22 protein-coding genes are annotated in these 25,439 nt (G+C 64.2%); 3 read left to right on the top strand and 19 right to left on the bottom strand.

All coding sequences use genetic code 11. From position 1 onward, the window contains the following. Positions 1-9 precede the first annotated feature (9 nt). The 5 genes from JY500_RS16585 to msrA form a co-directional block, all read right to left on the bottom strand. Positions 10-1,821: an aminopeptidase P family protein gene (locus JY500_RS16585; protein ID WP_206253862.1), complete on the bottom strand. Its 1,812-nt coding sequence runs from the start codon at positions 1,819-1,821 to the stop codon at positions 10-12. A 43-nt stretch (positions 1,822-1,864) separates the two neighbouring features. Next, positions 1,865-2,074 (bottom strand): hypothetical protein, encoded by a 210-nt coding sequence (locus JY500_RS16590; protein ID WP_172196504.1) that lies wholly within the window; start codon positions 2,072-2,074, stop codon positions 1,865-1,867. 160 nt (positions 2,075-2,234) lie between these two features. Further along, entirely contained in the window at positions 2,235-3,257 is a 1,023-nt protein-coding gene (locus JY500_RS16595) for an inorganic phosphate transporter (protein ID WP_172196912.1), read from the bottom strand. Between the two features lie 41 nt (positions 3,258-3,298). Continuing rightward, the gene (locus tag JY500_RS16600; RefSeq protein ID WP_172196910.1) at positions 3,299-3,925 is read right to left on the bottom strand and encodes a DUF47 domain-containing protein; all 627 of its coding nucleotides are present in this window, start codon (positions 3,923-3,925) and stop codon (positions 3,299-3,301) included. 81 nt (positions 3,926-4,006) lie between these two features. Continuing rightward, positions 4,007-4,552 carry a peptide-methionine (S)-S-oxide reductase MsrA gene (gene msrA, locus JY500_RS16605; protein ID WP_206253863.1) on the bottom strand — a complete coding sequence of 182 codons (546 nt, stop codon included), beginning with the start codon at positions 4,550-4,552 and terminating at the stop codon, positions 4,007-4,009. 119 nt (positions 4,553-4,671) lie between these two features. On the opposite strand from msrA, the gene JY500_RS16610 reads away from it, so the two are divergent. Next, positions 4,672-4,881: a hypothetical protein gene (locus JY500_RS16610; protein ID WP_172196906.1), complete on the top strand. Its 210-nt coding sequence runs from the start codon at positions 4,672-4,674 to the stop codon at positions 4,879-4,881. Here JY500_RS16610 and JY500_RS16615 read toward each other — a convergent pair. The 7 genes from JY500_RS16615 to rpe form a co-directional block, all read right to left on the bottom strand. After that, a complete protein-coding gene (locus tag JY500_RS16615) occupies positions 4,868-8,887 on the bottom strand; it encodes a translocation/assembly module TamB domain-containing protein (protein ID WP_206253864.1) in 4,020 nt (1,339 codons plus the stop codon). The two genes, JY500_RS16610 and JY500_RS16615, sit on opposite strands and share 14 nt — an antisense overlap. A gap of 18 nt (positions 8,888-8,905) precedes the next feature. Further along, complete coding sequence (gene trpC, locus JY500_RS16620; protein ID WP_206253865.1) at positions 8,906-9,733, bottom strand: indole-3-glycerol phosphate synthase TrpC; 828 nt, start codon at positions 9,731-9,733, stop codon at positions 8,906-8,908. A 15-nt stretch (positions 9,734-9,748) separates the two neighbouring features. Then, positions 9,749-10,783: an anthranilate phosphoribosyltransferase gene (trpD, locus tag JY500_RS16625; RefSeq protein WP_206253866.1), complete on the bottom strand. Its 1,035-nt coding sequence runs from the start codon at positions 10,781-10,783 to the stop codon at positions 9,749-9,751. A gap of 50 nt (positions 10,784-10,833) precedes the next feature. Then, positions 10,834-11,397 (bottom strand): anthranilate synthase component II, encoded by a 564-nt coding sequence (locus JY500_RS16630; RefSeq protein WP_206253867.1) that lies wholly within the window; start codon positions 11,395-11,397, stop codon positions 10,834-10,836. Between the two features lie 11 nt (positions 11,398-11,408). Beyond that, the gene (gene trpE / locus JY500_RS16635; RefSeq protein WP_172196896.1) at positions 11,409-12,896 is read right to left on the bottom strand and encodes an anthranilate synthase component I; all 1,488 of its coding nucleotides are present in this window, start codon (positions 12,894-12,896) and stop codon (positions 11,409-11,411) included. A gap of 234 nt (positions 12,897-13,130) precedes the next feature. Continuing rightward, a complete protein-coding gene (locus JY500_RS16640) occupies positions 13,131-13,817 on the bottom strand; it encodes a phosphoglycolate phosphatase (protein ID WP_206253868.1) in 687 nt (228 codons plus the stop codon). Positions 13,818-13,820: 3 nt separating this feature from the next. Beyond that, on the bottom strand, positions 13,821-14,513 hold the full coding sequence (gene rpe / locus JY500_RS16645) for a ribulose-phosphate 3-epimerase (RefSeq protein WP_246479658.1): 693 nt from the start codon (positions 14,511-14,513) through the stop codon (positions 13,821-13,823). Between the two features lie 134 nt (positions 14,514-14,647). Between rpe and apaG the strand changes: the two genes are divergently transcribed. Next, positions 14,648-15,031: a Co2+/Mg2+ efflux protein ApaG gene (apaG, locus tag JY500_RS16650; RefSeq protein WP_172196890.1), complete on the top strand. Its 384-nt coding sequence runs from the start codon at positions 14,648-14,650 to the stop codon at positions 15,029-15,031. Positions 15,032-15,064: 33 nt separating this feature from the next. Here apaG and JY500_RS16655 read toward each other — a convergent pair whose 3' ends face one another. The 4 genes from JY500_RS16655 to secA form a co-directional block, all read right to left on the bottom strand. Beyond that, positions 15,065-16,861 (bottom strand): diguanylate cyclase domain-containing protein, encoded by a 1,797-nt coding sequence (locus tag JY500_RS16655; RefSeq protein ID WP_206253870.1) that lies wholly within the window; start codon positions 16,859-16,861, stop codon positions 15,065-15,067. Between the two features lie 14 nt (positions 16,862-16,875). Continuing rightward, positions 16,876-18,117, bottom strand: coding sequence for a bifunctional glutamate N-acetyltransferase/amino-acid acetyltransferase ArgJ (gene argJ / locus JY500_RS16660; protein ID WP_206253871.1), 1,242 nt, complete (start codon positions 18,115-18,117; stop codon positions 16,876-16,878). A 60-nt stretch (positions 18,118-18,177) separates the two neighbouring features. Beyond that, the gene (locus tag JY500_RS16665; protein WP_172196884.1) at positions 18,178-19,623 is read right to left on the bottom strand and encodes an HDOD domain-containing protein; all 1,446 of its coding nucleotides are present in this window, start codon (positions 19,621-19,623) and stop codon (positions 18,178-18,180) included. Between the two features lie 117 nt (positions 19,624-19,740). After that, the gene (gene secA, locus JY500_RS16670) at positions 19,741-22,470 is read right to left on the bottom strand and encodes a preprotein translocase subunit SecA (RefSeq protein ID WP_206253872.1); all 2,730 of its coding nucleotides are present in this window, start codon (positions 22,468-22,470) and stop codon (positions 19,741-19,743) included. Positions 22,471-22,548: 78 nt separating this feature from the next. On the opposite strand from secA, the gene JY500_RS16675 reads away from it, so the two are divergent. Further along, a complete protein-coding gene (locus JY500_RS16675; protein WP_206253873.1) occupies positions 22,549-23,004 on the top strand; it encodes a DciA family protein in 456 nt (151 codons plus the stop codon). Here JY500_RS16675 and JY500_RS16680 read toward each other — a convergent pair whose 3' ends face one another. The 3 genes from JY500_RS16680 to ftsZ form a co-directional block, all read right to left on the bottom strand. Continuing rightward, positions 23,005-23,193 (bottom strand): hypothetical protein, encoded by a 189-nt coding sequence (locus tag JY500_RS16680; protein WP_172196878.1) that lies wholly within the window; start codon positions 23,191-23,193, stop codon positions 23,005-23,007. Between the two features lie 3 nt (positions 23,194-23,196). Further along, positions 23,197-24,117, bottom strand: coding sequence for a UDP-3-O-acyl-N-acetylglucosamine deacetylase (gene lpxC / locus JY500_RS16685; RefSeq protein ID WP_172196876.1), 921 nt, complete (start codon positions 24,115-24,117; stop codon positions 23,197-23,199). A 150-nt stretch (positions 24,118-24,267) separates the two neighbouring features. After that, positions 24,268-25,407, bottom strand: a complete 1,140-nt coding sequence (gene ftsZ, locus JY500_RS16690; RefSeq protein WP_172196874.1) for a cell division protein FtsZ — start codon at positions 25,405-25,407, stop codon at positions 24,268-24,270. Between the last annotated feature and the right edge of the window lie 32 nt (positions 25,408-25,439).

Here is a 25,439-nt window from a genome sequence, read left to right on the forward strand (position 1 = left end):
CATGCGCGATCAGATCGCCTGCGTGTTCGCCTCAAGCCAGGCGAGCGCTGCTCCGGTCACCAGGGGCGCAACACGCTCACGCACCGTAGCGTGATAGGCGTTGAGCCAGGAGACCTCGTCGTCGCGCAGCAGGCCGCGGTCGATGCAACGGGTATCGATCGGGCACAGGGTCAGCGTTTCAAAGGCAAGGAAGTCGCCGAACTCGGTGCTGCCGGCCTCAACGTTGAGCAGCAGATTTTCGATCCGCACGCCCCATTGGCCGGGGCGATAGATGCCCGGTTCGTTGGAGGTGATCATGCCCGGCTCCATCGCCATGTCGGCATTCGGAATCGCCTTCGAGATCGACTGCGGCCCTTCGTGCACATTCATAAAGTAGCCGACACCATGGCCGGTGCCGTGGCCGTACTCGATGCCCTCGGCCCAGATCGGCGCACGCGCCAGCGCGTCGAGTGCCGGCGACAGGGTGCCGCGCGGAAACTTCGCACGCGACAGGCTGATCATGCCCTTGAGGACCAGCGTGAAATCGCGCTTCTGGGCCGCGGAAGGGGTACCCACCGCAACGACGCGGGTGATGTCGGTGGTGCCGCCGAGGTACTGACCACCCGAATCGATCAGCAGCAAACCATCGCCCGCGATCGTGGCATGCGAGGCATCGGTCGCGTGGTAGTGCGGCATCGCGCCATTGGCATTCCAGGCCGCGATGGTGCCGAAACTCGCGCTGACGAAGCCGGGGCGACGCGCACGCGCGGCGGTGAGTTTCTCGTCGACCGTCAGCTCGGTGATCGTCTCGCGGCCGATCGCCGATTCGAACCATGCGAAGAACTCGGCCAGCGCGGCCCCATCCTGTGCCATCGCCTCGCGCACATGCGCCGCTTCGGCGGCGGTCTTGCGCGACTTGGCCAAGGTGCTCGGGTTGATTGCCTCGACAACACGCGCGCCTTCCGCCACCTTTTCGCGCAGCCCCAGCGTCACGCGGCGCGGGTCGAGCAGCAGCGTCGCGTCGGCCGGCAATGCCGCAAGGGCCGCAGGCGCCGCGTCGTAGGGCGCCAGCACGACACCGTCCGTTGCCAGCCGCTCAGCCAGGGCGGCCGGCACTTTCCCTCCACCCACAAACAGCGTCGCCGTGTCGGCACCGATCAATGCGTGAGCGATGAACACCGGGTTATAGCTGACATCCGAACCGCGCAGATTGAAGAGCCAGGCGATGTCGTCGAGCGTCGAGAGGAAATGCCAGCCTGCCCCATGTGCCGCCATCGCAGCGCGCACACCGGCGAGCTTGTCCGCACGCGAAGTCGCGGCATGCGGAGGCAAATGCTCATACACCGGCGCCGCTGGCAGTGCCGGGCGGTCGGACCACACCTCGGCGACGAGATCCAGATCGGCGCGCAGCGTGATTGCGCGCCCGCCGAATGCCGCGCGCAGTTGTTGCGCCGCGGCCAGCCCGAGCGAGCTGCCATCGACCGCCAGCGAGCCGCCTTCCGGCAGGTTAGCCGCAAGCCAGTCGACATGCTGGGTGTTGTTACCCGTCGGGATGCGCATCAGCGTGATGCCGGTGCCAGCGAGTTCGGCCTCGGCCTGCACCCAGTAACGGCTGTCGGCCCACACGCCCGCGAAATCGGTTGTAACGACCAGCGTACCCATCGAACCCGTGAAGCCGGACAGCCACTGCCGGGCTTGCCAGTGCTCAGGAAGGTATTCCGACAGATGCGGGTCGGCAGACGGCACCAGGCAGGCATCCACGCCGTGGCGGCGCAGGGCGGCGCGCAGCTGGTCGATGCGCGCGCGGATCTCGGTTTCGCGTTGGGTGCTGGGGCTGTTCATCGTTTTATCCGGCTTGTGGCGGTTTAGTCAGCGAGGCAAACGGTCAGTTCGCTCCGGCGAAGCCCACGCGATGCGCATGGGCTTTGCCGGAAAAACTGCCGTCGTCCCGATCGCCACGACGTCCAAAGGCCGCCAGCAGGGCAATGCGCTCGGCACGGCGCAGCGCCTTACCGGTCTTCTGATGCGCTCCGGCCTTGCGGAGCAGCGCCGCAGCAACCAGTGGGTTGCGTGGCGCGAGGGGTGACTTCTTCATTTCGATCTCCAAATACCAGGCGGGCCGGTCGTGGCCCGCCGAACGCACGACCAACACCCGTGCTGATCGTGGTCTACGATCATCGCATGTTGGCGCCACAAAATGCAGCAAGGGCGGCCCGAAGGCCGCCCTTGCGAAACTACCCGACGCTGATCCGACTTCAGAAGATTCGGCGACCGATCTCCCAGGACAGCGCAGCAACAAACGCGGAACACGGAATCGTCAGGATCCAAGCCCAGACGATGTTGCCCGCCACGCCCCAGCGCACCGCTTTGACGTTGTTACATGAGCCCACGCCGACGATCGCACCGGTAATCGTGTGCGTCGTCGACACCGGAATGCCAAGCGAGGTGGCGAGGAACAACGTCATCGCGCCACCCGTTTCAGCACAGAAGCCGCCGACCGGCTTCAGCTTGGTGAGCTTCTGGCCCATGGTCTTCACGATTCGCCAGCCACCGAACATGGTGCCGAGGCCAATCATCACGTAACACGCGATCACCACCCAGTGCGGCAGATGGTCCGGCGTTGCCTGCATCCAGTGCGGCACCATTTCCGGGTGCGAAACCGTTGCCGCCACCAGCATCATCCAGATGATGCCGGCCGTTTTCTGCGCATCGTTGCCCCCGTGACCCAGGCTGTAGAGCGCGGCCGACATCAGTTGCAATCGCCTGAACCACTTATCGACCCGCCGTGGCGCGGTTCGGAAGAAGATCCAGGAGACGGCCAACATCAGCAGGGAACCTAGCAGCATGCCGAGCATCGGCGACACGACGATGAAGGCAACTGTCTTCAGCACACCCGAGGCGATCAACGAGTCGGTGCCCGACTTTGCAACCGCCGCCCCAACCAAGCCACCAATCAGCGCATGGGACGAGCTGGAAGGGATGCCGTACCACCAAGTGATCAGGTTCCAAACAATGGCGCCCATCAGTGCGCCAAAGATCACGTAGTGATCGACGATCGAGGGATCGATCGTGCCCTTGCCAATGGTGGCAGCCACCTTCAACGGAAACAGAAAATACGCCACGAAATTGAAGAACGCGGCGAACAGCACAGCCCACTGCGGGCGGAGCACGCCGGTCGACACGACCGTGGCAATGGAGTTTGCTGCATCGTGAAAGCCGTTCATGAAATCGAACAGCAACGCGAGTGCCAGCAAAACGAGCAAAACCTCGAAGGTCATCAGGAAACCCCGGTGAGTCCAGCAATCATGTTCGGGAACGCTTACGCGTTCTCGAACACGATGCCTTCGAGAATGGTGGCAACGATGTAGCAACGATCCGCCATGTCTTCGAGGCGCTCGTACACCGTACGCATCTTCATCACCTGACGGACCTCCGGCTCTTCGCGGAAAAGGCGGGCCATCGCGCCACGCATGACGACGTCGGTCTCGTCCTCGATGCTGCCGATTTCCTTGCAAAGCTCCAGAATGCGCTTGGCGTTCTCCATGTTGGAGATCAGGGCCACTGCCTCGCGCACCTTCTCGGTGGCCTGCACGCACAAGTCGGCCAGCTCCTTGGCCTCCGGCGTGAGCTTCTGGATGTCGTACTCGTACACCGTCAGTGCGGCCGCTTCACACACGTCGAGGATGTCGTCGAGCCGCAGCGCCAGAGCGTGGATGTCTTCGCGGTCGATCGGCGTGATGAAGGTCTTGTGCAGCAATTCCAGCGTGCCATGGGTCAGCGTATCCGCTTCCTTCTCCACCGCCTCAATGCGGCGAAGACGGCTGGGCAGCTGGTTGATGTCCGTCATCAGCGCAGCAAGTTCACGGGAGGCTTCAACTGCCTTGACGGCAACAGCATCGAAGGATTCAAAAAAACGCCCCTCTCGGGGCATCAGACGAGCAAACATGGGGGCTCTCGGCCAAATGTAACGAAAGCGTAATTTTATGCCACGAACGGCCTTTCGCCCACAACAATCAAGAAAAACCCGTCACTTCAACAAGTTGCTGAACTTCTTGCGGAATTTTGCGAGCTTCGGCGCGACCACGAGTGAGCAATACGGTTGCGCTTCATGACCCCGAAAATACCCTTGGTGATAGCGTTCCGCGGGGTAGAACCGTGGCAAGGGTGCGATCTCGGTAACGATCGGGTCAGCAAAAACACGATCACGCATCAGCGCTTCGATCAAGGATCGCGCCTCGGCACCCTGCGCCTCGTCGGTATAGAAGATCGCGCTGCGGTACTGCGGCCCGACGTCGTTGCCCTGCCGATTTGGGGTCGTCGGGTCGTGGATTGCGAAGAACACTTCCAGCAGATCGCGATAGCTGACGACACCCGCGTCGAAATCGACTTTCACCACTTCAACATGCCCGCTGTCGCCACGACATACAGCCTCGTACGACGGATCGGGAAGATGCCCACCGCAATAGCCTGACGTCACCGCCAGCACACCCTTCATCTGCTCGAAGACAGCCTCTAGGCACCAGAAGCATCCCCCGCCCAGCACTGCCGACTGCACACCTGCCCGTACATCCATCGCTCACCTCCGTGTAAACTTGCGACCAGCCAATCGCACTCCGTTTCGACCGCAGCAATGCAACACTGTTTCACAGTTCAGCGCTCAATTTTTCGGCCGATCTGCCGATCGCGAAAATCATGAAGGTAGAAAAACAAGCGGACGGGATCTGGATCGTTCGCACACCTGATGGTCGCGTCGCGGGAACCCTCGATGGCCGCTATGGAGAGTGGGTTGCGCGCGCCGGCGCGCTGACCTTGGGTGTCTGCAGATCGCGCCAGACCGCGGAGATTCTCGTCAGGGCGCACGCCAACGGGCAGAAGTCCGCGAAGTGGCTCAACGGAAACTGATGTTGTAGTGCAGATCGATCGCGTTGTCGCTACCCGCGCGCGCCACCATCGATACGCGGCGCGTCAGCGCATAGCTCAGCTTCACCAGACTCTCACTACCGCTGAGGCTTTGCTCGTAGGTCAGGTTGATATCCCGCGTCAGCCGTTTGCCGAGCATCACCACCTGGCCGGCGACCGTATCGCCACCTGCGCTCGCGCTGCTGCTTGAAAAACCGGTCGCCGAGCCGGCAACCTGGCTCGTCGCGCCATGGCCGAGGCCTCGGTTTTCCGACTGCGCGATCATGATCTGATCGATACCGAACGTATTCGCGATCTGGTTCGTCAGCCCGCCTGTCTGGTCGCCCAGCACAGCACCGGCCGCCGCCATCAGCAAGGCCGCATCGCCATCGGAGTTGCCGCCCGGTGCCCGACCGAGCACGATCCACGAGAGCTTCTCGGCGTCCGGCACGTTCGGCTCCGAAATCAGCCGGACCTTGGGCCGCTGCGCCGAGCCGCTGATCTGCACGCCGGCCTCCACCGCCAGACCTTTACGGACCGCTTCGATCGACAAGGTCGGATTGTCCAGCGGTCCCTGAAAGGTAATCAGACCCTCGTCGATCGACAAGCGCTGGCCATAGGCGTCGTACTGCCCATCACGGGTTTCGATACGCCCACTGGCACGCAGCGCCTCGCCTGGGCGTGCGCGCAAACGGATCGCGCCGGCAAGTCGGGTATCGACACCAAAGGCGTGCAGGTAGAGCGCATTGCCCAGATCGGCTTCGACATCGGCGGTGATACGGAACGGCTTCTCCTGCGGTTTGGTACGCCCGCGCACCACAACGTCGTCGTCAAGCGTTGGCGCGCCGGTACGCGTCGGCCCAATGAAGCCGGCCGGCACCGTCACGCTGCCCGTCACCGCCATCGAATCCCAGCCCGTCTTGATCTGTCCCTCGCCTGACAACATCAGCCACAGGTCACGCCGCTGCAGGATAGGCAGGCGATCGGCGTTGATACGGAAACTGCCCTCGCCGGTTGCGAGCTCCACCGTGCCGGTAGCCGTCGCGCTACCGGGCTGGACGGTCAGGCCCGCGTAGTCGATGCGCTTTTCGTTGGGCCGCACGCGACTCGGTGACGTGAAGGACAGATCATCGAGATAAAGCCGATCGGCATCGAAGCGCGCCTTCAGCACCCCACCGCCGAGCCGCAGCCCTTGCTCCACCAGCATCAGCCCCAAGCGTTCGCCGCTGATGGCACCAGTAGCAACCGGGTTGTCCGGCGTGCCGCTCAGGGAAAAGTCGCCGGTCAATCCGCCCTCGGTGCGCAGGTTCGGATCGAGCAGGGGTCCAATCCAATCAACCGACGGCACCTCAAGGCGCGCGCGGCCCAACAGCGGCAGGCTGCGTGCGATTCGCCAGCCCTTGCCTTCGCGGCGCGACTGCGCGGTGGCGGAGGCCGAAATCACGCCGATGCGCGTACCGGCAGCACTTGCAGCAAGGGCAAGCCGGTCGTCGTTGGCTGCGATGATGGCTTCGAATTCGGTGAGGCCCAGCGCAACCGGCGCGTCCCCCTCAAGCACCAGGTCACCCGCTTCGCGGAACACACGGATCTGCCCGTTGACCGCCTTCTGCAGATGCAAGTCCCATTCGGCACCCATCTGCAGCGTGTTGCCGCGTGCGACCACCTGCTGCGATTCATTGAGCGCAAGCCCCAGGCGCAAGCCCGTCATCGAACCCTTGGCAACAATCTCGTCCGGGTTCCAGCGGGTTTCGTCGAGCCGGAACGATGCGCGATCGCCGAGCAAGCGCGTCTTGCCAAGTCGGAAGTGGTCTGGCCCGACTTCCAGCGTAGCCGGCTCGGCCAGCGACGCCTCGCCGTTCCACTCAAGGTCGAAGCGGTCAAGCATGCCGTTCCAGTCAAGGCGATCCGACAGGCCGCCATGCGCGGCGAGCTGCAATGCATGGGAGCGCGGGAAGTCCGCCTCCAGGGTCACGCGATGATCCGAGCGCTTGCCAAGCACGGTAAGGGCGCCGCGATGAACGATCTGTTCCGCGCCCGCCGCCGAGCGCAGGCCGCCCAGCGTAAACCGTATGTCGATCGCGCCTTCTCGCCCCTCACTCAGTCGGCCACGCAGATTCACCGCATCCACACGGACGACATCGGGCACCGCGAGCTGCGACGCAACGAGGTCGATCTGCCCGGCGGGCTGATCCAGCGTACCGCCCAGCGTGCCGCGAGCGGACAGGCGGCCCGAGAAGCCTTGCCCCAGATGTTCGAGTTGCGGCGCATCGATCCGCAGCGTGAGCCGATCGCCAGCCGCGCCGAAAGCGCCCTGGACTGCCAGCCGATTGCCGAGCGCGGCGAGGTTCACATCGGCGTGATGAATTCGCGAGCCATCGAGCGACAGCGAACCGCCCCCCGACAGCGGCATGCCAGCGAGCCGGCTATCCGTCAGCTGCAACTGGCCGTCGAGCGCCAGACGCGGTGACAAGCGGCCGCTCGCCGCCAGCGCACCGTTCAACTGGCCACGCGGCGCCTGGTTCCAAAGCGCAGCCGGATCAAGGTCGCGGGCTTCGCCGTTGACCTTGAAATTCTTTGCGGCGCCGAGATCGATCCAGCCCGTCGCGCTCGCGAGCATGGTGCCCATGGTCAGGCGCAGTCGCTCCACTTCGATGCGCTCCCCGCGCAAATCCCCGGCGAGATCCGCAACCAGGCGGCCATCGCTCAGCTTGCCTTCGAGGCGTTGACGCGCCGGCTCCCCACGCGCGACCAACTCGCCACCCAGGCGCGCCGTCGGCAGCGCCTTGTGCAGCTTTGCCGGATCGATGCCAGCGAGCGAGATCCTCGCGTCGGTGCGGCCAATCGCATCCGGCGCCCCTTCTGGCGACGGACGCCAGGCCAGGGCGCCGGCGATACGCCCAGCCCCCGGCAGCGCAAGCGCCAATTCCTTGACGATCAACTCGCTCGCATCAAAGGTCAGGCGGCCGGAGGCCCGTTCGATCGGCAGACGCCCTTGGTCGATGCGCCCCGGTGCGGCGTTGGTGATCTCAAAAGGCCCCTCGATGCGCGACTCGGCAAGCCGTGCAGCCTCTGGCACCCCGTGCGGGTCAAGCGCCGGCTGCAGCCGCACACGCACCTGCAACGCGGCCTCCGGCGCATCCGGATGAAAACGGCTCGGATCGATCGGGCCGCCCTCCAGCGCAATGGTCCGCAGCAACATCGGCTCGAACAGCCGCAAGCCGAGTTCCCCATCGGCCTTCATTGCGTCGCTGCTCGCTTGCAAGCCCAGCGTCATGTCGGTCAGCGACCCATGCGCCGCGAGTTTGGCCTCGATCGGATGCGCACCGTAGTGCGCCGAAATGTTGCCCACGGCGTCGATGGCAAACGGCGCCATCGTCGCGAGCGCGCCATCGAGTCGTGCCGGGCCCCAGTCGGTGGTGCCGGAGACGTGCGAAAACCGCCAAAGCTCGTGCCCCATGTCCGCGGCGGCAGACGCCTCGCGCAACTCGAACATGCGGTCGAGCTTCGCGCCATCGCGCTGGAACAACGTGAAATGACCGAGTGCCACATCATCCAGGCGCAGCCCTATCGGCAACGCGATGGCGTTGAGCGGGCCGCTGGGCTCATGTGACAGCGTGTAGGTGACCGAAAGGCTCTGCACCCGCACCCGCTTTGCATGCACCCAACCGCTCAGCAGTTCCGAGGGCGACCAGTCGATGGCGAGCTTGCGGGCATCGACATCGACGCCCGCCATGGCGAACACGAAGCGCTCCGCACGCAGGGAATCAGCCAGCCGACCACTCGGTTGCTCGATGCGGATCTGGCCGCGGGTCGCGACGTCCAGCGCATGCGCGAGAAAGCGCAACCCGCCTTCGGTACCGATCGACCAGCTGATGGCCACCCAAGGCAGTACCGCCGCCGCCGCCCCCAGCAGAATCGCCAGCGGACGCCGCGCCGCACGCCCCACGATGCCGGGTCGCGGCTCCGAGGCTGGCGCCGGGGTCTCGGGAGTGGCTTCGTCAGCCTGCATGCTGCGGCCGACGCCGACTCAGGCGAACAGTCGCGCCAGCTCGGCGCCAGGATCCGCCGCGCGCATGAACGCCTCGCCGACGAGGAACACATTGACCTGCCGCGCGCGCATCGTCGCGACATCAGCGGGCGACAGAATGCCGCTTTCGGTGACGACGATTCGGTCGGTAGGAATGCGGTGCAGCTGTGACAAAGTGGCGTCGAGGCTCACTGCGAAGCTGCGCAGGTTTCGGTTGTTGATGCCGACCAGCGGCGTCTTCAATTGCAGCGCGATATCGAGTTCGTCCGCGTCATGCACCTCGACCAGCACCGCCATACCCAAGGCGTTGGCTTCTGCCTCAAGCGCGGACAACTGCGCCAGTGCAGTCGCCGGAGCGTGGCCCACCGCGCCCTCGGGCGGCAGGAAGGCCGCCACGATCAGCAGAATGCAGTCGGCCCCCATGGCGCGCGCTTCATGTACCTGGTAGCTGTCGACAATGAAGTCCTTGCGCAGCACCGGCATTGAGCAGGCTGCGCGTGCAGCCTTGAGGTAGTCCGGCGAGCCCTGAAAGTAGTCACGGTCAGTGAGCACCGACAGGCAGGCCGCCCCACCCTGCTCGTAGGACATTGCGATCTCGGCCGGGCGAAAATCGGCGCGGATCACGCCTTTGGACGGGCTTGCCTTCTTGATTTCGGCGATCACACCGGACTGCCCCGCCGCAATCTTTGCACGCAGGGCCCCGACAAAATCACGCAGCGGCCCACCTTGATCGGCCGCCGCACGCATCGCCTCGCGCGACACTGCTGCGGTGCCCGCTGTAACTTCCTCGCGCTTGGTTGCGATGATCTTCTGAAGAATGTCTGACATCGGCTCTTCCGTCGCTCAGGCGGCAAATTTCTTGGTGTACTCGACCAGCTGATCGACCTTGGCCCGCGCTGCGCCGCTCGCGATCGTCGCGATGGCGCGCTCGACGCCATCGGCCAGCGAGTCGGCAATGCCCGCCACGTACAGGCTGGCACCGGCGTTGAAGGCAACGATATCGCGCGCCGCAGGCAATTTGCCGGTCAATGCGCCCAGCAACATCTCACGTGAATCCTCAACGGTCGCAGCACGCAAGGCCGAGGCTGCGTGCAGCGGCAGGCCGACATCTTCCGGCGACAAGCGGTACTCGCGCACCACACCGTCGCGCAACTCGCCCACCATCGTCGGCGCGGAGATCGACAGCTCGTCGAGACCATCCAAGCCATGGACGATCATCACATTGCGTGCGCCCAGGCGCTGCAGCACCCGTACCTGGATGCCGACCAGATCGGGGTGGAACACGCCCATCAACTGATTCGCCGCATTGGCCGGGTTGGTCAACGGGCCGAGGATGTTGAAGATCGTCCGCACGCCCAACTCGCGCCGTACCGGGCCTGCGTGTTTCATGGCCGCATGGTGGCTGGGCGCGAACATGAAGCCAACACCGATGTCGTCGATGCAGGCGCCCACCTGTTCCGGGCTCAGCGATAGATTCACACCGAGCGACTCGAGCACGTCGGCCGAGCCGGACTGCGACGACACCGAACGACCGCCATGCTTGGCCACACGCGCCCCAGCGGCGGCGGCAACGAACATCGCACCGGTTGAAATATTGAAGGTGTGCGCGCCATCACCACCGGTGCCGCAGGTATCGACCAGGGTCTGCACATCGGATTTCAGCGGCACCTTGGTTGCGAATTCGCGCATCACCGTGGCAGCGCCGGCGATTTCACCAACGGTTTCCTTCTTCACCCGCAGTCCGGAAATGATGGCCGCGATCATCACCGGCGACACCTGGCCGGACATGATCTGCCGCATCAGATCGACCATCTCCTCATGGAAGATCTCGCGGTGTTCGATGACGCGTTGAAGGGCTTCTTGGGGGGTCATGCTCATCCTCCGCACATGTGAATGAAGCGGCGCTCGGCCGCTTCATTCATGTGCTTTCACATGTCGAGAAAGTTCTTCAGCAACTGGTGGCCACCTTCGGTCAGGATCGACTCCGGGTGGAACTGCACGCCTTCGATCGGCAGCGTGCGATGCCGCACGCCCATGATCTCGCCGTCCTCGGTCCACGCCGTCACTTCCAGGCAATCGGGGCACGTTTCACGTTCGATCGCCAGCGAGTGGTAGCGCGTTGCCGTGAAGGGATTGGGCAACCCGCGGAACACACCCTTGTCGGCATGCGAGATAGGCGAAGTCTTGCCGTGCATCAGGCGCTTGGCATGCACGATCTTGCCGCCGAAGGCCGCGCCGATCGACTGATGCCCAAGGCACACGCCGAGGATCGGCAGCTTGCCGGCGAAGTGCTTGATCGCCGGCACCGAAATGCCCGCCTCGGCCGGCGAACACGGGCCGGGGGAGACGACGAGCTTCTCGGGCTGCATCAGCTCGATCTGCTCGACGGTGATCTGGTCATTGCGAAACACCCGCACATCGGCACCGAGTTCGCCGAAGTACTGCACGAGGTTGTAGGTAAAGCTATCGTAGTTGTCGATCATCAGCAGCATGGCAGGGCTCCTTATTCGAATCGGGTGTCGAGGCCGCGTTCGGCCATCTCGGCAGCGCGCAAGACCGCACGGGCCTTGTTCTGCGTTTCCTGCCATTCCGATTCGGGATTGGAGTCGGCAACGATGCCGGCCCCCGCCTGTACATGCAGCTGGCCGTCCTTGAGTACTGCGGTGCGGATCGCGATTGCGACGTCCAGCTCGCCATCGAAGCCCAGATAACCAACGGCACCCGCGTAGATGCCGCGCTTGACGGGCTCCAGCTCGTCGATGATTTCCATCGCACGGACCTTCGGCGCGCCGGACACGGTGCCCGCTGGAAACGCGGCGCGCAGCACGGCAAGTGGCGCAGCGCGCTTGTCTTCGAGTTCCTTGAGCTCGCCCTCGACGTTCGAGACGATGTGCATCACATGTGAGTAACGCTCGACGATGAACTGCTCGGTGACCTTGACGGTACCGGTAGCAGCAACGCGGCCGACATCATTGCGACCGAGATCGAGCAGTTGAAGATGCTCCGCGCGCTCCTTCTCGTCGGCGAGCAGATCCTTCTCCAGCGCCAGATCCTCTTCATGTGTCGCGCCGCGTTTGCGCGTGCCGGCGATCGGCCGCACGGTGACGGTGCCGTCTTCGAGCTTGACCAAGATCTCCGGCGAAGCGCCGACGACATGGAAGTCCTCGAAGTTGAAGTAGAACATGTACGGGCTGGGGTTCAGCGCGCGAAGACTGCGATAGAGCGCCATCGGACTGGCCGCGAAGGGCTTGCTCATGCGCTGCGACAGCACCACCTGCATGATGTCGCCATCGACGATGTACTGCTTGGCGCGCCCGACCGCCGCCTTGAAAGCCTCTTCGCCGAAGCTGCTGACCGCTTCGGCCGGCTCGACCGACACATCCTGCGGAATCGCGACCGGCTCACGCAGCTTCGCAAGCAGCTCCTTCAGGCGACGCTGCGCGCGCTTATAAGCGCCGGGCACTTCCGGCTCGGCATACACCACCAGCGTCAGCTTGCCGGAAAGGTTGTCGACAATCGCGATCTCTTCGGACAGCAGCAAAACGATGTCCGGCACGCCGAGCGGGTCCTTCGGCTCATGCTTGGCCAGCTTGGGCTCGATGTAGCGCACGGTGTCGTAGCCGAAAGCGCCGACCAGCCCGCCGCAGTACCGCGGCAGGCCATCACGCGGCGGCACCTTGATCCGCTGCATGAATTCGCCAATGTAGTTGAGCGGATCACCGTAGTCGCGACGCTCGACGAGGCGATCATTGGTCAGCAGCAGGGCCGAGCGGCCGTACACCTCGATGCGGGTGTTGGCGCGCAAGCCGATGATGGAGTAGCGGCCAAAGCGCTCACCGCCCTGCACGGATTCGAGCAGGTAGGTCCAGGACTCGTTGGCGAGCTTCAGGTAGATCGACAGCGGCGTATCGAGATCGGCAAAGGTCTCGAGCGTCAGGGGGATGCGGTTGTAACCCTGTTGGGCCAACGCGAGAAATTCGGATTCGGTCATCATGACTCCACGTTCTTGTCCCGCGCCGGGCGCCCAATCGGTGAGGCGCACTTCAAGCTGGTCGCGGGCGGATTGTCCTGAACATCAGGGCGCGGGCGAACCGCGCCAGAACTGCGGTGTGGGGGCTTAAAGAGCCCGCCACGAGCACCCGGTGCGCTGCCATCGTGCGGCGGCGCGAGACGGGAGGTGCTCCTTTCCGATGTTCAGGTTCTCGCAGGTCATGAGGGTCGAGGTTCAGGCCGAAGCGCGCCCGATCAGGCGCAGCAATCCGGGGAAGGCCGATACTAACCCGTCGCATTCGATGGTGTCCACGGCACGCCCCTCGCTGTAGCCATAGGTCATCAAGAGCACAGGTATCCCTGCCGACTGAGCGGCCAGCGCGTCGTTCGCCGAATCGCCGACCATCAGCGCACGCGTCGGCGACACGCCCAGCGCTTCGCACGCATGCAGCAACGGCGCGGGATCGGGCTTCTTCACCGGCAAGGTGTCTCCACTGACAACACAGCCGAAGAAGTGCGCCAGGCCCATGTGATCGAGCAAGGGCAGCGTAAAGGCGCCGGCCTTGTTGGTGATGCACGCCATGCGGATGCCCTGTGCCTGCAAGGCACCGAGCGTGTCCGCCACGCCTTCGTAAATTCGTGTGGAGCGCCCATTTACTGCAGCGTAATGACGGCGGAATACCGCGACCGCGGCTTCCAGCGATGCCCCGTCACACGCGGCACGCCCGTCAGTCAGGCAGCGCTCCACAAGGTTCGGAATACCCCGCCCGACAAACCGCGTGACCTCGTCCAGCGAGCGAGTCGGCTCGCCCAGCTCCTCAAGCATCCGCCGTGCGGCCTCGTGGAGATCGGGGATCGTGTCGAGCAGCGTGCCGTCCAGGTCGAACAGCACCACATCCACATCGAAGCGGGGCGTCGTCATCGTTCAGACCTGGGCCAACTGCTCGCGCAGCGCGGCGATCACGCTGTCGTAGCGATTGGGGTCACTCGCCTTGCCGGCCCCGAACACGGCCGAACCGGCCACGAAGGTGTCGGCGCCCGCGCGGGCGATCTCGGCAATGTTGTCGACCTTCACGCCACCGTCAATCTCCAGCAGCACCTTCTTGCCGGTTTGCAGCTCCCATGCATCGAGGCGTTTGCGCGCTTCCGCGAGCTTCACCAAGGTCTGCGGAATGAACTTCTGGCCGCCGAACCCGGGGTTCACCGACATCAGCATGATCAGGTCGATCTTGTCCATCACATGATCGAGCCAGGACAAGGGTGTTGCCGGATTGAACACCAGGCCGGCCTGGCAACCGTGGTCGCGGATCAGCGCCAGCGTGCGATCCACATGACGGGTTGCTTCCGGATGGAAGGTGATGACATTGGCGCCCGCCTTGGCGAACATCGGCACCAACGCGTCGACCGGCTCCACCATCAGGTGCACATCGATCGTCGCGTTCGTCAGCGGGCGCAGCGCCTCGCAAACGAGCGGGCCGATCGTCAGATTCGGCACGTAATGGTTGTCCATCACGTCAAAGTGGATCCAGTCAGCGCCGGACGCCAGAACGTTCAAAACCTCTTCGCCGAGCTTGGCGAAGTTTGCCGACAGGATGCTCGGCGCGATGCGATAACTCACGGTGTTCCCCCACCCCAAAACCACGATTTTCCCAGATGCGGACGGATTCCGGAAACGGACCGTGAATTCGAACATGGCGCGCCGCGCGAATGCCCGTTTGAATGAGGGTCTGACTCAAACCCGGCCAACCCGCCATGCCTGAAGCAAAGTCGCCAGCGATTACCGTGTCCGCGCAAGCGCAATACATCGAAGAGCAGTCAGACGCGGAGGCGGGCCGTTTCGTCTTTGCCTACAAGGTGACGATCGAGAACACAGGCGATACGCCGGCACAGTTGGTCAGCCGTCACTGGGTGATCACCGATGCCGCAGGGCATGTGCAGGAAGTAAGAGGCATCGGCGTAATCGGCGAACAGCCCCGGCTCGCTCCGGGCGAAGCCTTCGAGTACACCAGCGGCTGCGCCATTGCGACCGCGGTCGGCACGATGCGAGGCGCCTATCAGATGGTGGCGGAAGACGGCACACAGTTCGAAGCCGAGATTCCGGAATTCGTGCTCGCCGCGCCCGGCATGCTTCACTGAACGCGGCCGCGGCCCTAACCGCGCCGCATGGCCTCAGGCGAGGCGCAACGTGGCTATCGCGTGCAGCGACTCGGGCGCCGTCTCGTCGCCGATCAGACGAACGACCACAGGCACGCCGGCCGACTCCGCCGCCGCCGCAACGGCCGCCACGGCGCGGCGGTGCAGGTCGTCTCCTGCGGCGGAGACGCTGACGTAGTGCAAGGCACTGCCAAGCAAGGTTTCAATTCTCAAACGCACCGGGTCCGACACCCGCAGAGCGCAGCGCAAACCGCGCGCAATCAGATCCGACAGCGCTTCAGGACGCACCATGCCTGCGTCGAACTCGAGGACCAGCGTTGCGCCCACCGCGCCAATGCGCGCCACGACGCCACGACAGGCCGTTACGAAGCGAGGGTCGCTGAGACTGGACCGCGCAGGCGCCATCGCCCACACACCGCCTGCGGCGCCCTCCGCAGCCACCGCGAGGCGCTCAAGCAACTGAAGATCCGCATCCAGCGCCAAACCAGCATCCGGCGCCACAAGGTCCGGCAGCAGAACATCACGCGCCTGGTCTCGCGACCACGCCGCGGCGTGCAGGCGTCGGGTCCAGATCTGGCCGTCCGCACCGACGAGCACGTCCCAGTGGGCCCCAAGCGCACCCTCGGCCATGGCAGCACGCCAGCTCGCCTCCGCCGCGTCCTGCTGCGCCACCAACTCATCGAACTCAGGTGCGGCGAAGCGGAAGCAGTTCTTACCCGCATTCTTCGCGCGGTACATGGCCACATCGGCAATCGCAACCAGGGCGTCGTCCTCGCCGTCATGCGGATACACGGCAACGCCGATGCTGGCCGCTACGCGCAACAGATGATCGCCGTATTCGATGACCTCGGTGGCACAGGCCACCAGCTTGTAGGCCAAGCGTGCCGCCGCGAGCGGATCGGCCAGCTCGTCGGCGATGACCACGAATTCGTCGCCGCCCAGGCGCGCAACGGTATCGCTCTCGCGCACCGCGGCAACGAGACGGCTTGCCACCGTGCGCAGCACCTGGTCACCCGCAGCGTGGCCATGCTGATCGTTGACCGGCTTGAAGTTGTCCAGATCGATGAAAAACAACGCGAAGCCAGCCCGGTTGCGCCGCGCCTTGGCTTGAATGGCGTTGAGCGCCTGACGGAAGCCCGTCCGCGTAAGAAGGCCGGTGAGCTCATCGATGCCGGCCAGCGAGCGGCTTTGCGCATGCGCCTCGCTTTGCGCGGCGGTCTGGCGCACGAGTTCAGCGCGCGCCTCGGCGAGCAGGGCAGTCTGCCGGCTGATGTCCTCGCGCAAGCGATTGCTGCGCCGGCTCGCGACGACGCCGACCACCAGCACCGAGATCAATACCGCAAGCGCGATCCAGACCGCCATCGGCTGGCGATCGACGGCCTGCCGCGCCACCGCGATACCGGACTTGATCGGCATCGCGCCCGGCTCGGCGGCGTATAGCTTGGGGTCGCCGGCGATGACCCAGACCTCGCGGTTGAATTCCTCAAGCGGCAGCAGCTGATCCGTCGACACGCTCTTCTCGGCGCCTCGGTGGATGATGAAGTTCAGCTGCGTCGCCTCTTCTGCAATCGGCACATCAAAATACACGCCGAAGTCAGTGGTGCCGGCCGGCTTCAGCGGCTCGGTCCAGCGGGTGTCCTCGCCAAGGTTGTGCCCCTCACCCCAGACATGAAGCCCCCAACCGTTGTAGAGGCCATCCGCGCGGTGGAAGTGAATCCGCGCAAACCCTTGCGGCGCCACCGCCCACGCGGGAACGGACGCGCCCAATACCGCCAGCACCAGCGCTAGCCAGGCAAGAAATCTGAGTGGCATTGGGCGTCGTGACATCAGGAGCGGTAGTCAGCGTTGATCTTCACGTAGTCGTAAGAGAAGTCGCAGGTCCAGACCGTAGCCGCCGCGGGGCCGCGGGCGAGATCGATACGCACGGTGATCTCTTGCGATTTCATGATACGTGCACCGTCGGCCTCGCGATAGGCCGCCGCGCGGCCGCCCAGCTCAGCAACGAGGACCTCGCCGGCAGCATCGCCCAGCCAGACGCGCAGTCGATCGACATCGAGGTCCGCAACGCCGGCGTAGCCGATTGCCGCCAGGATGCGGCCGAGATTCGGGTCGGAGGCAAAAAAGGCGGTTTTGACCAACGGTGAATGCGCAACGGCGTAGGCGACCTTGCGGCATTCCTCCCGGTTCGCGCCGCCCGCAACCGCGATGGTCATGAACTTGGTGGCGCCCTCGCCATCGCGCACGATCGCCTGAGCCAGCCACACCGCCACCTCGATCACGGCAGAACGCAGCGCGGCATAGTCGGCGGAGGCCGCGTCAGTGATTTCTGCGGCGCCGGCCGCCCCGGTAGCGATCAGGATGAAGGAATCGTTGGTGGAGGTGTCGCCATCGACGGTGATGCTGTTAAAGGACAGATCCGCCGCCTCACGCACCAACTGCTGCAACAACGCTTGCGAGACAGCCGCATCGGTCGCCATGAAGCCGAGCATAGTCGCCATGTTTGGCTTGATCATGCCGGCGCCCTTGCTGATGCCGGTAATCGTCACCGTCTTGCCGCCCAACTCGATGCGCCGGGACGTGGCCTTCGCGATCGTATCGGTCGTCATGATACCGTGCGCAGCGTCATGCCAGCCATCGGCACGCAAGTCAGACTGCGCAGCCGGCAGCCCGGCCACCAGGCGATCCATCGGCAGATGCTCAAGGATCACGCCAGTCGAGAACGGCAGTACCGACGTCGCCGCAATACCCAGGCGCGAGGCGACCGCCTCACAGGTTGCGCGCGCGTTCTGCAAACCCAGCGCGCCGGTACCCGCATTCGCGATACCCGTGTTGATGACCAAGGCGCGAATCGCCGAGCCCGCCTCCAGGTGAGCCTGGCAGACCTGAACCGGTGCCGCGCAGAAACGGTTCTGCGTGAACACGCCGGCAGCGCGGCTGCCTTCCGCCAATTCGATCAGGGTCAGGTCGCGACGATCTGCCTTGCGGATACCTGCCTGCGCGACGCCCAGTCGGACGCCGGCGACCGGCAGCAGTTCAGAGGCGATGGGCGGATTCAGGCAAACAGGCATGGCGGCTCCAGGCAGTTAAGGCCGCGACAGGGCGGCCGATCAGCCTGCAAGTTTAACGGATCAGGCACGTGCCCCCCGAGCCGCTACGTGTTCGAAGCCCATCGACGCCTGCTGCACGAAATGCAGCACCCCAGTCGCATCCTCTTCGGACAGCACCGCATCCGCCTTGATGCGATCTGCGTAGAACGCGCCGATCGTCCGACCATGCACCACGATTGGGGCGATAACGAACGGTGGCACGCCCCCGGCACGAGTCAGACGCTCGAGGCGCACCGGCGCCTCGAAGGCATTGGCAACGACGAAACTCTGCTGGCGCGCCACCACGGTATTGACCAGCTCGCCGGGGCTGCCATCGAGCGCAAACTGAAATGCCCGCACCAGCGCATCAGCGCCGGGCCCCAAGCCGGCCTTGCCAACCAGGTGCTGGCGATCCGGTGTCAGCATCGCAAACAGGGCGCGATCCATGCCGATACCGCGGAAGATCCCCTCCAGCGCCAGCGTCAGCACGTCGTTCAAATTCGGTTTGCCCGCGATCAGCATCGAAAGGTCGCGCAGGATCTTGAGTTGCAACAAGGGGTTCGGACCGCTCGAATCCTCATCTTCCTGCACCGTCACGGCGCCGCCGCTGCGCGGCAGAGGAATCAGTCGCGCCGCCTCATGCGCCCCGTAGTTCACCGCAGCCTGCGCAGCGGCAACGGCGTTATCGGTGATCAGCGGCAGGATTTCGTCCAGGGGCCGGTCGAGATGCTTCGAGATCTGGTCGAGCACCTGTCTTGTGGCGGGCGCCTCCCAGCCTCCCTCGGCCTGCCGCGCGAGCGAGTGTGCCAGCGCAACCGATTTCTCGCGGTCCCCGCCCCGCTCGCCTTGTTCGATGACACTGGTCAGCAAGCCGCCCAAACGCCAGTCCTTCACCAAGCCCAAGGTAATCTGGCGCAGTCGATAGCCCAGCACGTTCTGCTCGGCCACTTCGGCGGGCACGCCGGTTGACAGCGTGCTGTCGAGCGACTGGGCCGCCTCATCGCCGAAGCACCAGAAGGCCATCTCGCCTACACGGGCGAGCAAGGCGGAAATGAAGACTTCTTCCGGGTTCGGGTCTGCCTTCAGCGCGGCCAGGGTGCGGGCTTGAACCGCAGCATGAAAGGCGCGCGCCATCTCGGTCACGACGCGCTCCCGCACGCCGCCGCGCAGCAAGGCGTCGATCAGCACGAGCGACAGCGCCATGTTGGCGACCGCGTCAAAACCAAGTACCACAAGGGCGCGGCTGACCGTGCTGATGTGGGCGCGCGAGGGATTGAAGTACGCGCTGTTGGCGAGCTTGAGCACCTTGGTCGTCAGCGCGGCGTCCTGCAGGATGATCGAAGCCAGCGCCGAGGCCGACGCCTTCTCGTCGTCCGCGACTTCGCGGATCGAGTCCACGGTGCGCCCGAACGCCGGCATGTCGCGTTCGCGTATGCGCGCGACAAAGCCCTGGGCCCCAAGGCGGCGAGCGTCCTGCAGCGTGGTCACGATGGCTGGCTCCTACATGTCACAAACCCTTAACGGCAGCGAAACCAGCAAGCTGTAGCGCATGAAAGCAAAACGCCGGCACTCGGCCGGCGTTTTCTGGGGACGGAAGACAGCCGATCAGCTGAGCTTGCCGTGGCAGTGCTTGAACTTCTTGCCCGACCCGCACGGGCACGCATCGTTGCGGCCCACCTTGACGCCACCTTGAGCCGGCATCGGCCGCGCCTCGCTGCTGGCGTCCGCAGCCGCCAGCGCTTCGTCGTAGTCCGCGTGGTGGTACTGGACATTGTCGACCGGCGCCGGTTGCGGCTCGGCCTCTTCCAGTTGTTCCTCGGAGCGGATCTGCACCGTCATCAGCAGGCGCGTCACTTCGATTCGAACGGTGGAGAGCAGGCTTTCGAACAACTCGAAGGATTCGCGCTTGTACTCCTGCTTCGGATTCTTCTGCGCGTAACCGCGCAGATGGATGCCCTGCCGCAGGTGGTCGAGCGAAGCCAGATGCTCGCGCCAGTGAGTATCGAGGCTGTTGAGCATCACGTTGCGCTCAAAGCCGCGCCACGCTTCCGGATTGACCGGCGCGATCTTCTCGGCGTAGGCCGCATCGGCCGCTTCAATGATCTTGCGCAGCAAGTCGTCGTCCGACAGGCTCTGGTCGTCCTTGCTCCACTGTGCAACCGGCAGCTTGAGCTGGAATTCACCTTCCAAGGCACGCTCGAAGCCCGGCAGATCCCACTGCTCCTCGACGCTCTCGGCCGGCACGTAAGTGCGGAACAGGTCGTGCAGCACGCCCTGGCGCATCGCCGTGATGGTCTCGCCGATTTCGTTTGCTTCAAGCAGTTCGTTGCGCTGCAGGTAGATGACCTTGCGCTGATCGTTCGCTACGTCGTCGTACTCCAGCAATTGCTTGCGGATATCGAAGTTGCGCTGTTCAACCTTGCGCTGGGCGGACTCGAGCGAACGCGTAACGATGCCCGCCTCGATCGCCTCGCCTTCCGGCATCTTCAACCGCACCATGATCGCGTTGAGGCGATCGCCGGCGAAGATCTTCATCAGCGGATCTTCCAGCGACAGGTAGAAGCGGGATGCACCCGGGTCACCCTGGCGGCCGGAACGGCCACGCAACTGATTGTCGATACGCCGCGACTCGTGACGCTCGGTGCCGATGATCTTCAGGCCGCCGGCCGCGATCACCTTCTCGTGCAGCACCTTCCACTCGGCGCGCAGCGCGTCAATCTTTGCCGCTTTTTCCTCTTCCGGCACCGATGCGTCTTCGCGCAGCAGGGCGATCTGCTTCTCGACGTTACCGCCAAGGACGATGTCGGTACCGCGGCCTGCCATGTTGGTCGCGATCGTTATCACGCCCGGGCGGCCCGCCTGCACGATGATCTCGGCCTCTTTGGCGTGCTGCTTGGCGTTGAGCACCTGATGCGGCAGCTTCTGCGCATCGAGCAGGTGCGACAGCAGCTCGGAGTTCTCGATCGAGGTCGTGCCGACCAGCACTGGCTGACCGCGCTCGTGGCAATCCTTGATATCGCGGATGATCGCGTCGTACTTTTCCTTGGCGGTGCGATACACCAGATCGTTCGCGTCGATACGGATCATCGGGCGATTGGTCGGGATCACAACTGTTTCAAGGCCGTAGATCTGATGGAATTCGTAGGCCTCGGTGTCCGCCGTACCGGTCATGCCGGAAAGCTTGGCGTACATGCGGAAGTAGTTCTGGAAAGTGATCGACGCGAGGGTCTGGTTCTCAGCGTTGATCTGGACGCCTTCCTTGGCCTCGACCGCCTGGTGCAGACCATCGGACCAACGGCGCCCTGCCATCAGGCGGCCGGTGAACTCATCGACGATCACCACTTCACCGTTCTGCACGACGTAGTGTTGGTCGCGGTGATACAGCGAATGCGCGCGCAACGCTGCGTACAGGTGGTGGATCAGCAGGATGTTTGCCGGGTCGTAAAGGCTTGAGCCTTCGGCCAGCAGGCCCGCCTTTGCCAGCAGCCCTTCGGCGGTCTCATGCCCCTGCTCGGTGAGCAGGACTTGATGTGCCTTCAGGTCGACGGTGTAGTCGCCCGGCACCGTAACGTTCTCGTCCTCGCCCTCCTGCTTCTTCAGCAGCGGCGCGACGGCGTTCATCTTCACATACAGGTCGGTGTGATCGTCGGCCTGACCGGAGATGATCAGCGGCGTACGGGCTTCGTCGATCAGGATCGAGTCAACTTCGTCGACCACCGCGAAGTTCAGGCCACGCTGTACCCGCTCGCCGGTCGAATAGACCATGTTGTCGCGCAGATAGTCGAAGCCGAACTCGTTGTTCGTGCCGTAAGTAATGTCGCAGCTATACGCGGCCTGCTTGGCCTCGTGCGTCATTTGCGACAGGTTGCAGCCGCAGGTCAGCCCGAGGAAGCCGTAGACACGCCCCATCCAGTCCGCATCGCGGCTGGCAAGGTAGTCGTTGACCGTGATGACGTGCACGCCTTTGCCCGACAGCGCGTTCAGGTAGGCCGGCAGGGTCGCCATCAGCGTCTTGCCTTCACCCGTCCGCATTTCGGCGATCTTGCCGTAGTGCAGTACCATGCCGCCGATGAGCTGCACATCGAAATGCCGCATGCCGTGCACCCGCTTGCCAGCTTCGCGCACCACCGCGAAAGCCTCCGGCAAAAGCTTGTCGAGCGATTCGCCGTTTGCGTGGCGTTGCTTGAACTCGTCCGTCTTCGCACGCAGCTGTTCGTCGGTCAATGCCGCGATGCCCGGCTCCAGCGCATTGATGGCGCGCACGGTGGACATGTATTGGCGAACCAGCCGCTCATTCCGGCTGCCGAAGATCTTCTTGAGGAGGCCTGCAATCATGTTGACTCGGGGGTCAGGCGTAAAAGCGGCGATTCTAACACGCGGGGCGCAATGCCCCCGGACGCGGGGGTCAAACGCATGAGCCGACCACCCCGCGCGCGCCTGATTGGCACCCTGGTCGGCGGCGATTCGCCGCTCGCGCGACTGCAGGAACACGCCCGCCAACTCGTACGCCTGCAGCGCCAGCTTGACCTGCAACTGCCTGACTACCTGCAGGGTGCAGTGGCCGTCGCGAACCTGCAGAACGGCGTCCTTGCTCTGCATGTGCAGAACGCAACGGTGGCTGCGCGCCTCAAGATGCTGTTGCCGCGACTTCGCGAGGGCCTCGCGGCGCAAGGCGCTCAGATCGAGGAGATCCGCGTGCGCGTTCGACTGCAGAAGAGTACCGACGCGCGACGGCCGCAGCCGGTACGCGAGATTGATGCGGACGTGCTCGCCGGACTGGAGCACCTGAAAGAACAGTTGAGCGAGCGGTCTCCGCTCGCCGCGCCACTGGCACGGCTGATCGAGCGCGCCGCGCGGCGCCGCTCGTAATCAGAACACCGGCATCAGCACACGCTCAAGCAGGAGCAAGCCAAGAAATACGAGCACCGCTACGAGAGTGAAGCGGGCCAGGTTCTTCGCCAAGCGCAAATAGCCTGCGCGGCCGGTGAACAGGTAGGCGAAGTAGCTCGCAACGCCACCGATCGCAACCAGAACGACGAGCAGCCGTAAGATCAGCACGCCTCAGGCCGCGGCGTGGAGTTCAAAGGCGCGCGAAAGCGAAGCCGGTACATCTTCATCGCGGTCGAAACTCACGATATCCCAGGCAGTCTTGTCTTCGAGCAACGCGCGCAGAACCTGGTTGTTGAGCGCATGGCCGGACTTGTGTGCCGAGTAGGCCGCCAACAAGGGATGGCCCGCGAGGTAGAGATCGCCGATGGCGTCCAGCACCTTGTGCTTGACGAACTCGTCGCCGTAACGCAATCCATCGGCATTCAGGACGCGGTACTCGTCCATCACGATCGCGTTGTCGAGGCTGCCGCCACGAGCGAGGCCCGCGTCGCGCATGTACTCCACCTCGTGCATGAAGCCGAAGGTGCGGGCACGCGAAATCTCCCGCACGTATGAATGCTCCGCAAAATCGACCGAGACCTCGGTGCCGGTTCGATCGATTGCGGGGTGATTGAACTGGATCGAGAACGCAAGGCGAAAGCCTTCATGCGGATCGAGGCGAACCCATTTATCCCCCTCCCTCACCTCAACCGGTTTCAGTACGCGAAGGAACCGCTTCGGAGCACCCTGCTCTTCGATGCCGGCGGACTGGATCAGGAATACAAACGGCGCAGCCGACCCATCCAGGATCGGAATTTCCGGGCCATCTACATCGACATAGGCATTATCGACACCCAAGCCAGCCAACGCGGACATCAAGTGTTCGACAGTACCGATCTTGGCCTCGCCCTGCTGCAAGCCGGAACACAGGCGCGTATCGACGACCGAGTAGGGCGAAGCAGGCAAATCGACCGGCGGATCGAGATCGACCCGGCGAAAGACGATGCCGGTATCCGGTGCTGCCGGGCGCAGGCTGAGCGTTACCTTGATGCCGCTGTGCAGCCCGACACCGGTGGCGGTGACGATGGTCTTCAGCGTGCGTTGTCCGAGCATAGACGGGCTCCGGCAAGAGATTGATCGGAAACGATTTTATCACGCGGGCCGCAGGCGACGATTGACACCCGCTATCGTCAGCATAGGCCACCGATATCCAGAAACGAAAACGCCCCGCCGAGGCGGGGCGTCCGATTCATCATCTGCCGATCAATCCGCTTGCTTGCGCAGAAAGGCCGGAATGTCCAGCGTACCGAAGCCATTGGCGCTCATCGCCTCAACGGTCGAACGGCGGTGCTGGCGACGGATGACCGCCGGCTGTTCCAGATCGGCATAGTTCACTTCGATCCCGACGTTGTCGGTGCCGGTGCGAATCACGTGCATCGGCGGCTTCTGCGCGGCAGCCTTCGCAACGCCAAGACCCGTTGCGACAACGGTCACGCGAATGCGATCTTCCATCGCTTCGTCGAACACGGTGCCGTAGATCACGAATGCGTCGGCATGCGCAAAGGCGCGCACGGTATTCACCGCTTCACGGACTTCGCTCATCTTCAGCGAACGGCTCGCCGAGATGTTGATCAGCACGCCACGCGCGCCCGAGAGTTCAACACCTTCAAGCAGCGGGCAGCAAGCAGCCTGTTCAGCCGCGATGCGGGCGCGATCGATGCCGGCAGCTTCAGCCGAACCCATCATCGCGCGGCCCATTTCGGCCATCACGGTGCGGACGTCCTGGAAGTCGACGTTGACCAGGCCCGGAATGTTGATGATTTCAGCGATGCCGCCGACCGCGTTGCGCAGCACGTTGTCGGCGGAACGGAAGCACTCTTCAACGCTGGCGTCGTCGCCATGCACTTCCATCAGCTTGTCATTCAGCACCACGATCAGGGAGTCGACGTGCTTGGCGAGTTCTTCGATGCCGCTGTCCGCGACACGATTGCGGTTCTCGAAGTCGAACGGCTTGGTCACCACGGCGACCGTCAGCACGCCCATCTCGCGAGCGACTTCTGCGACAACGGGCGCGGCCCCAGTACCGGTGCCACCGCCCATGCCGGCGGTAATGAAGGCCATGTGCGCGCCGGTCAGCGCGTCAGCGATCCGGTCGCGCGCATCCAGCGCCGCTGTACGGCCAGCTTCGGGCTTCGCGCCCGCGCCGAGGCCGGAATCGCCGAGCTGAATCTTGGTGGCAGCGCTGCTGCGCTTGAGAGCCTGGGCGTCGGTATTGGCACACACGAACTCAACCCCTTTGACCCCTTCGCGGATCATGTGGTCGATGGCGTTACCACCCGCACCGCCAATCCCGATCACTTTGATGACGGTTCCGACGGCTTCTTTTTCCCTGATCTCGAACATCTGCCTAGCCTCCTGATTCAGCCCTGGCGCAG

Origin of the sequence: Niveibacterium microcysteis (assembly GCF_017161445.1) — a bacterium.
Classification (GTDB): Bacteria; Pseudomonadota; Gammaproteobacteria; order Burkholderiales; family Rhodocyclaceae; genus Niveibacterium; species Niveibacterium microcysteis.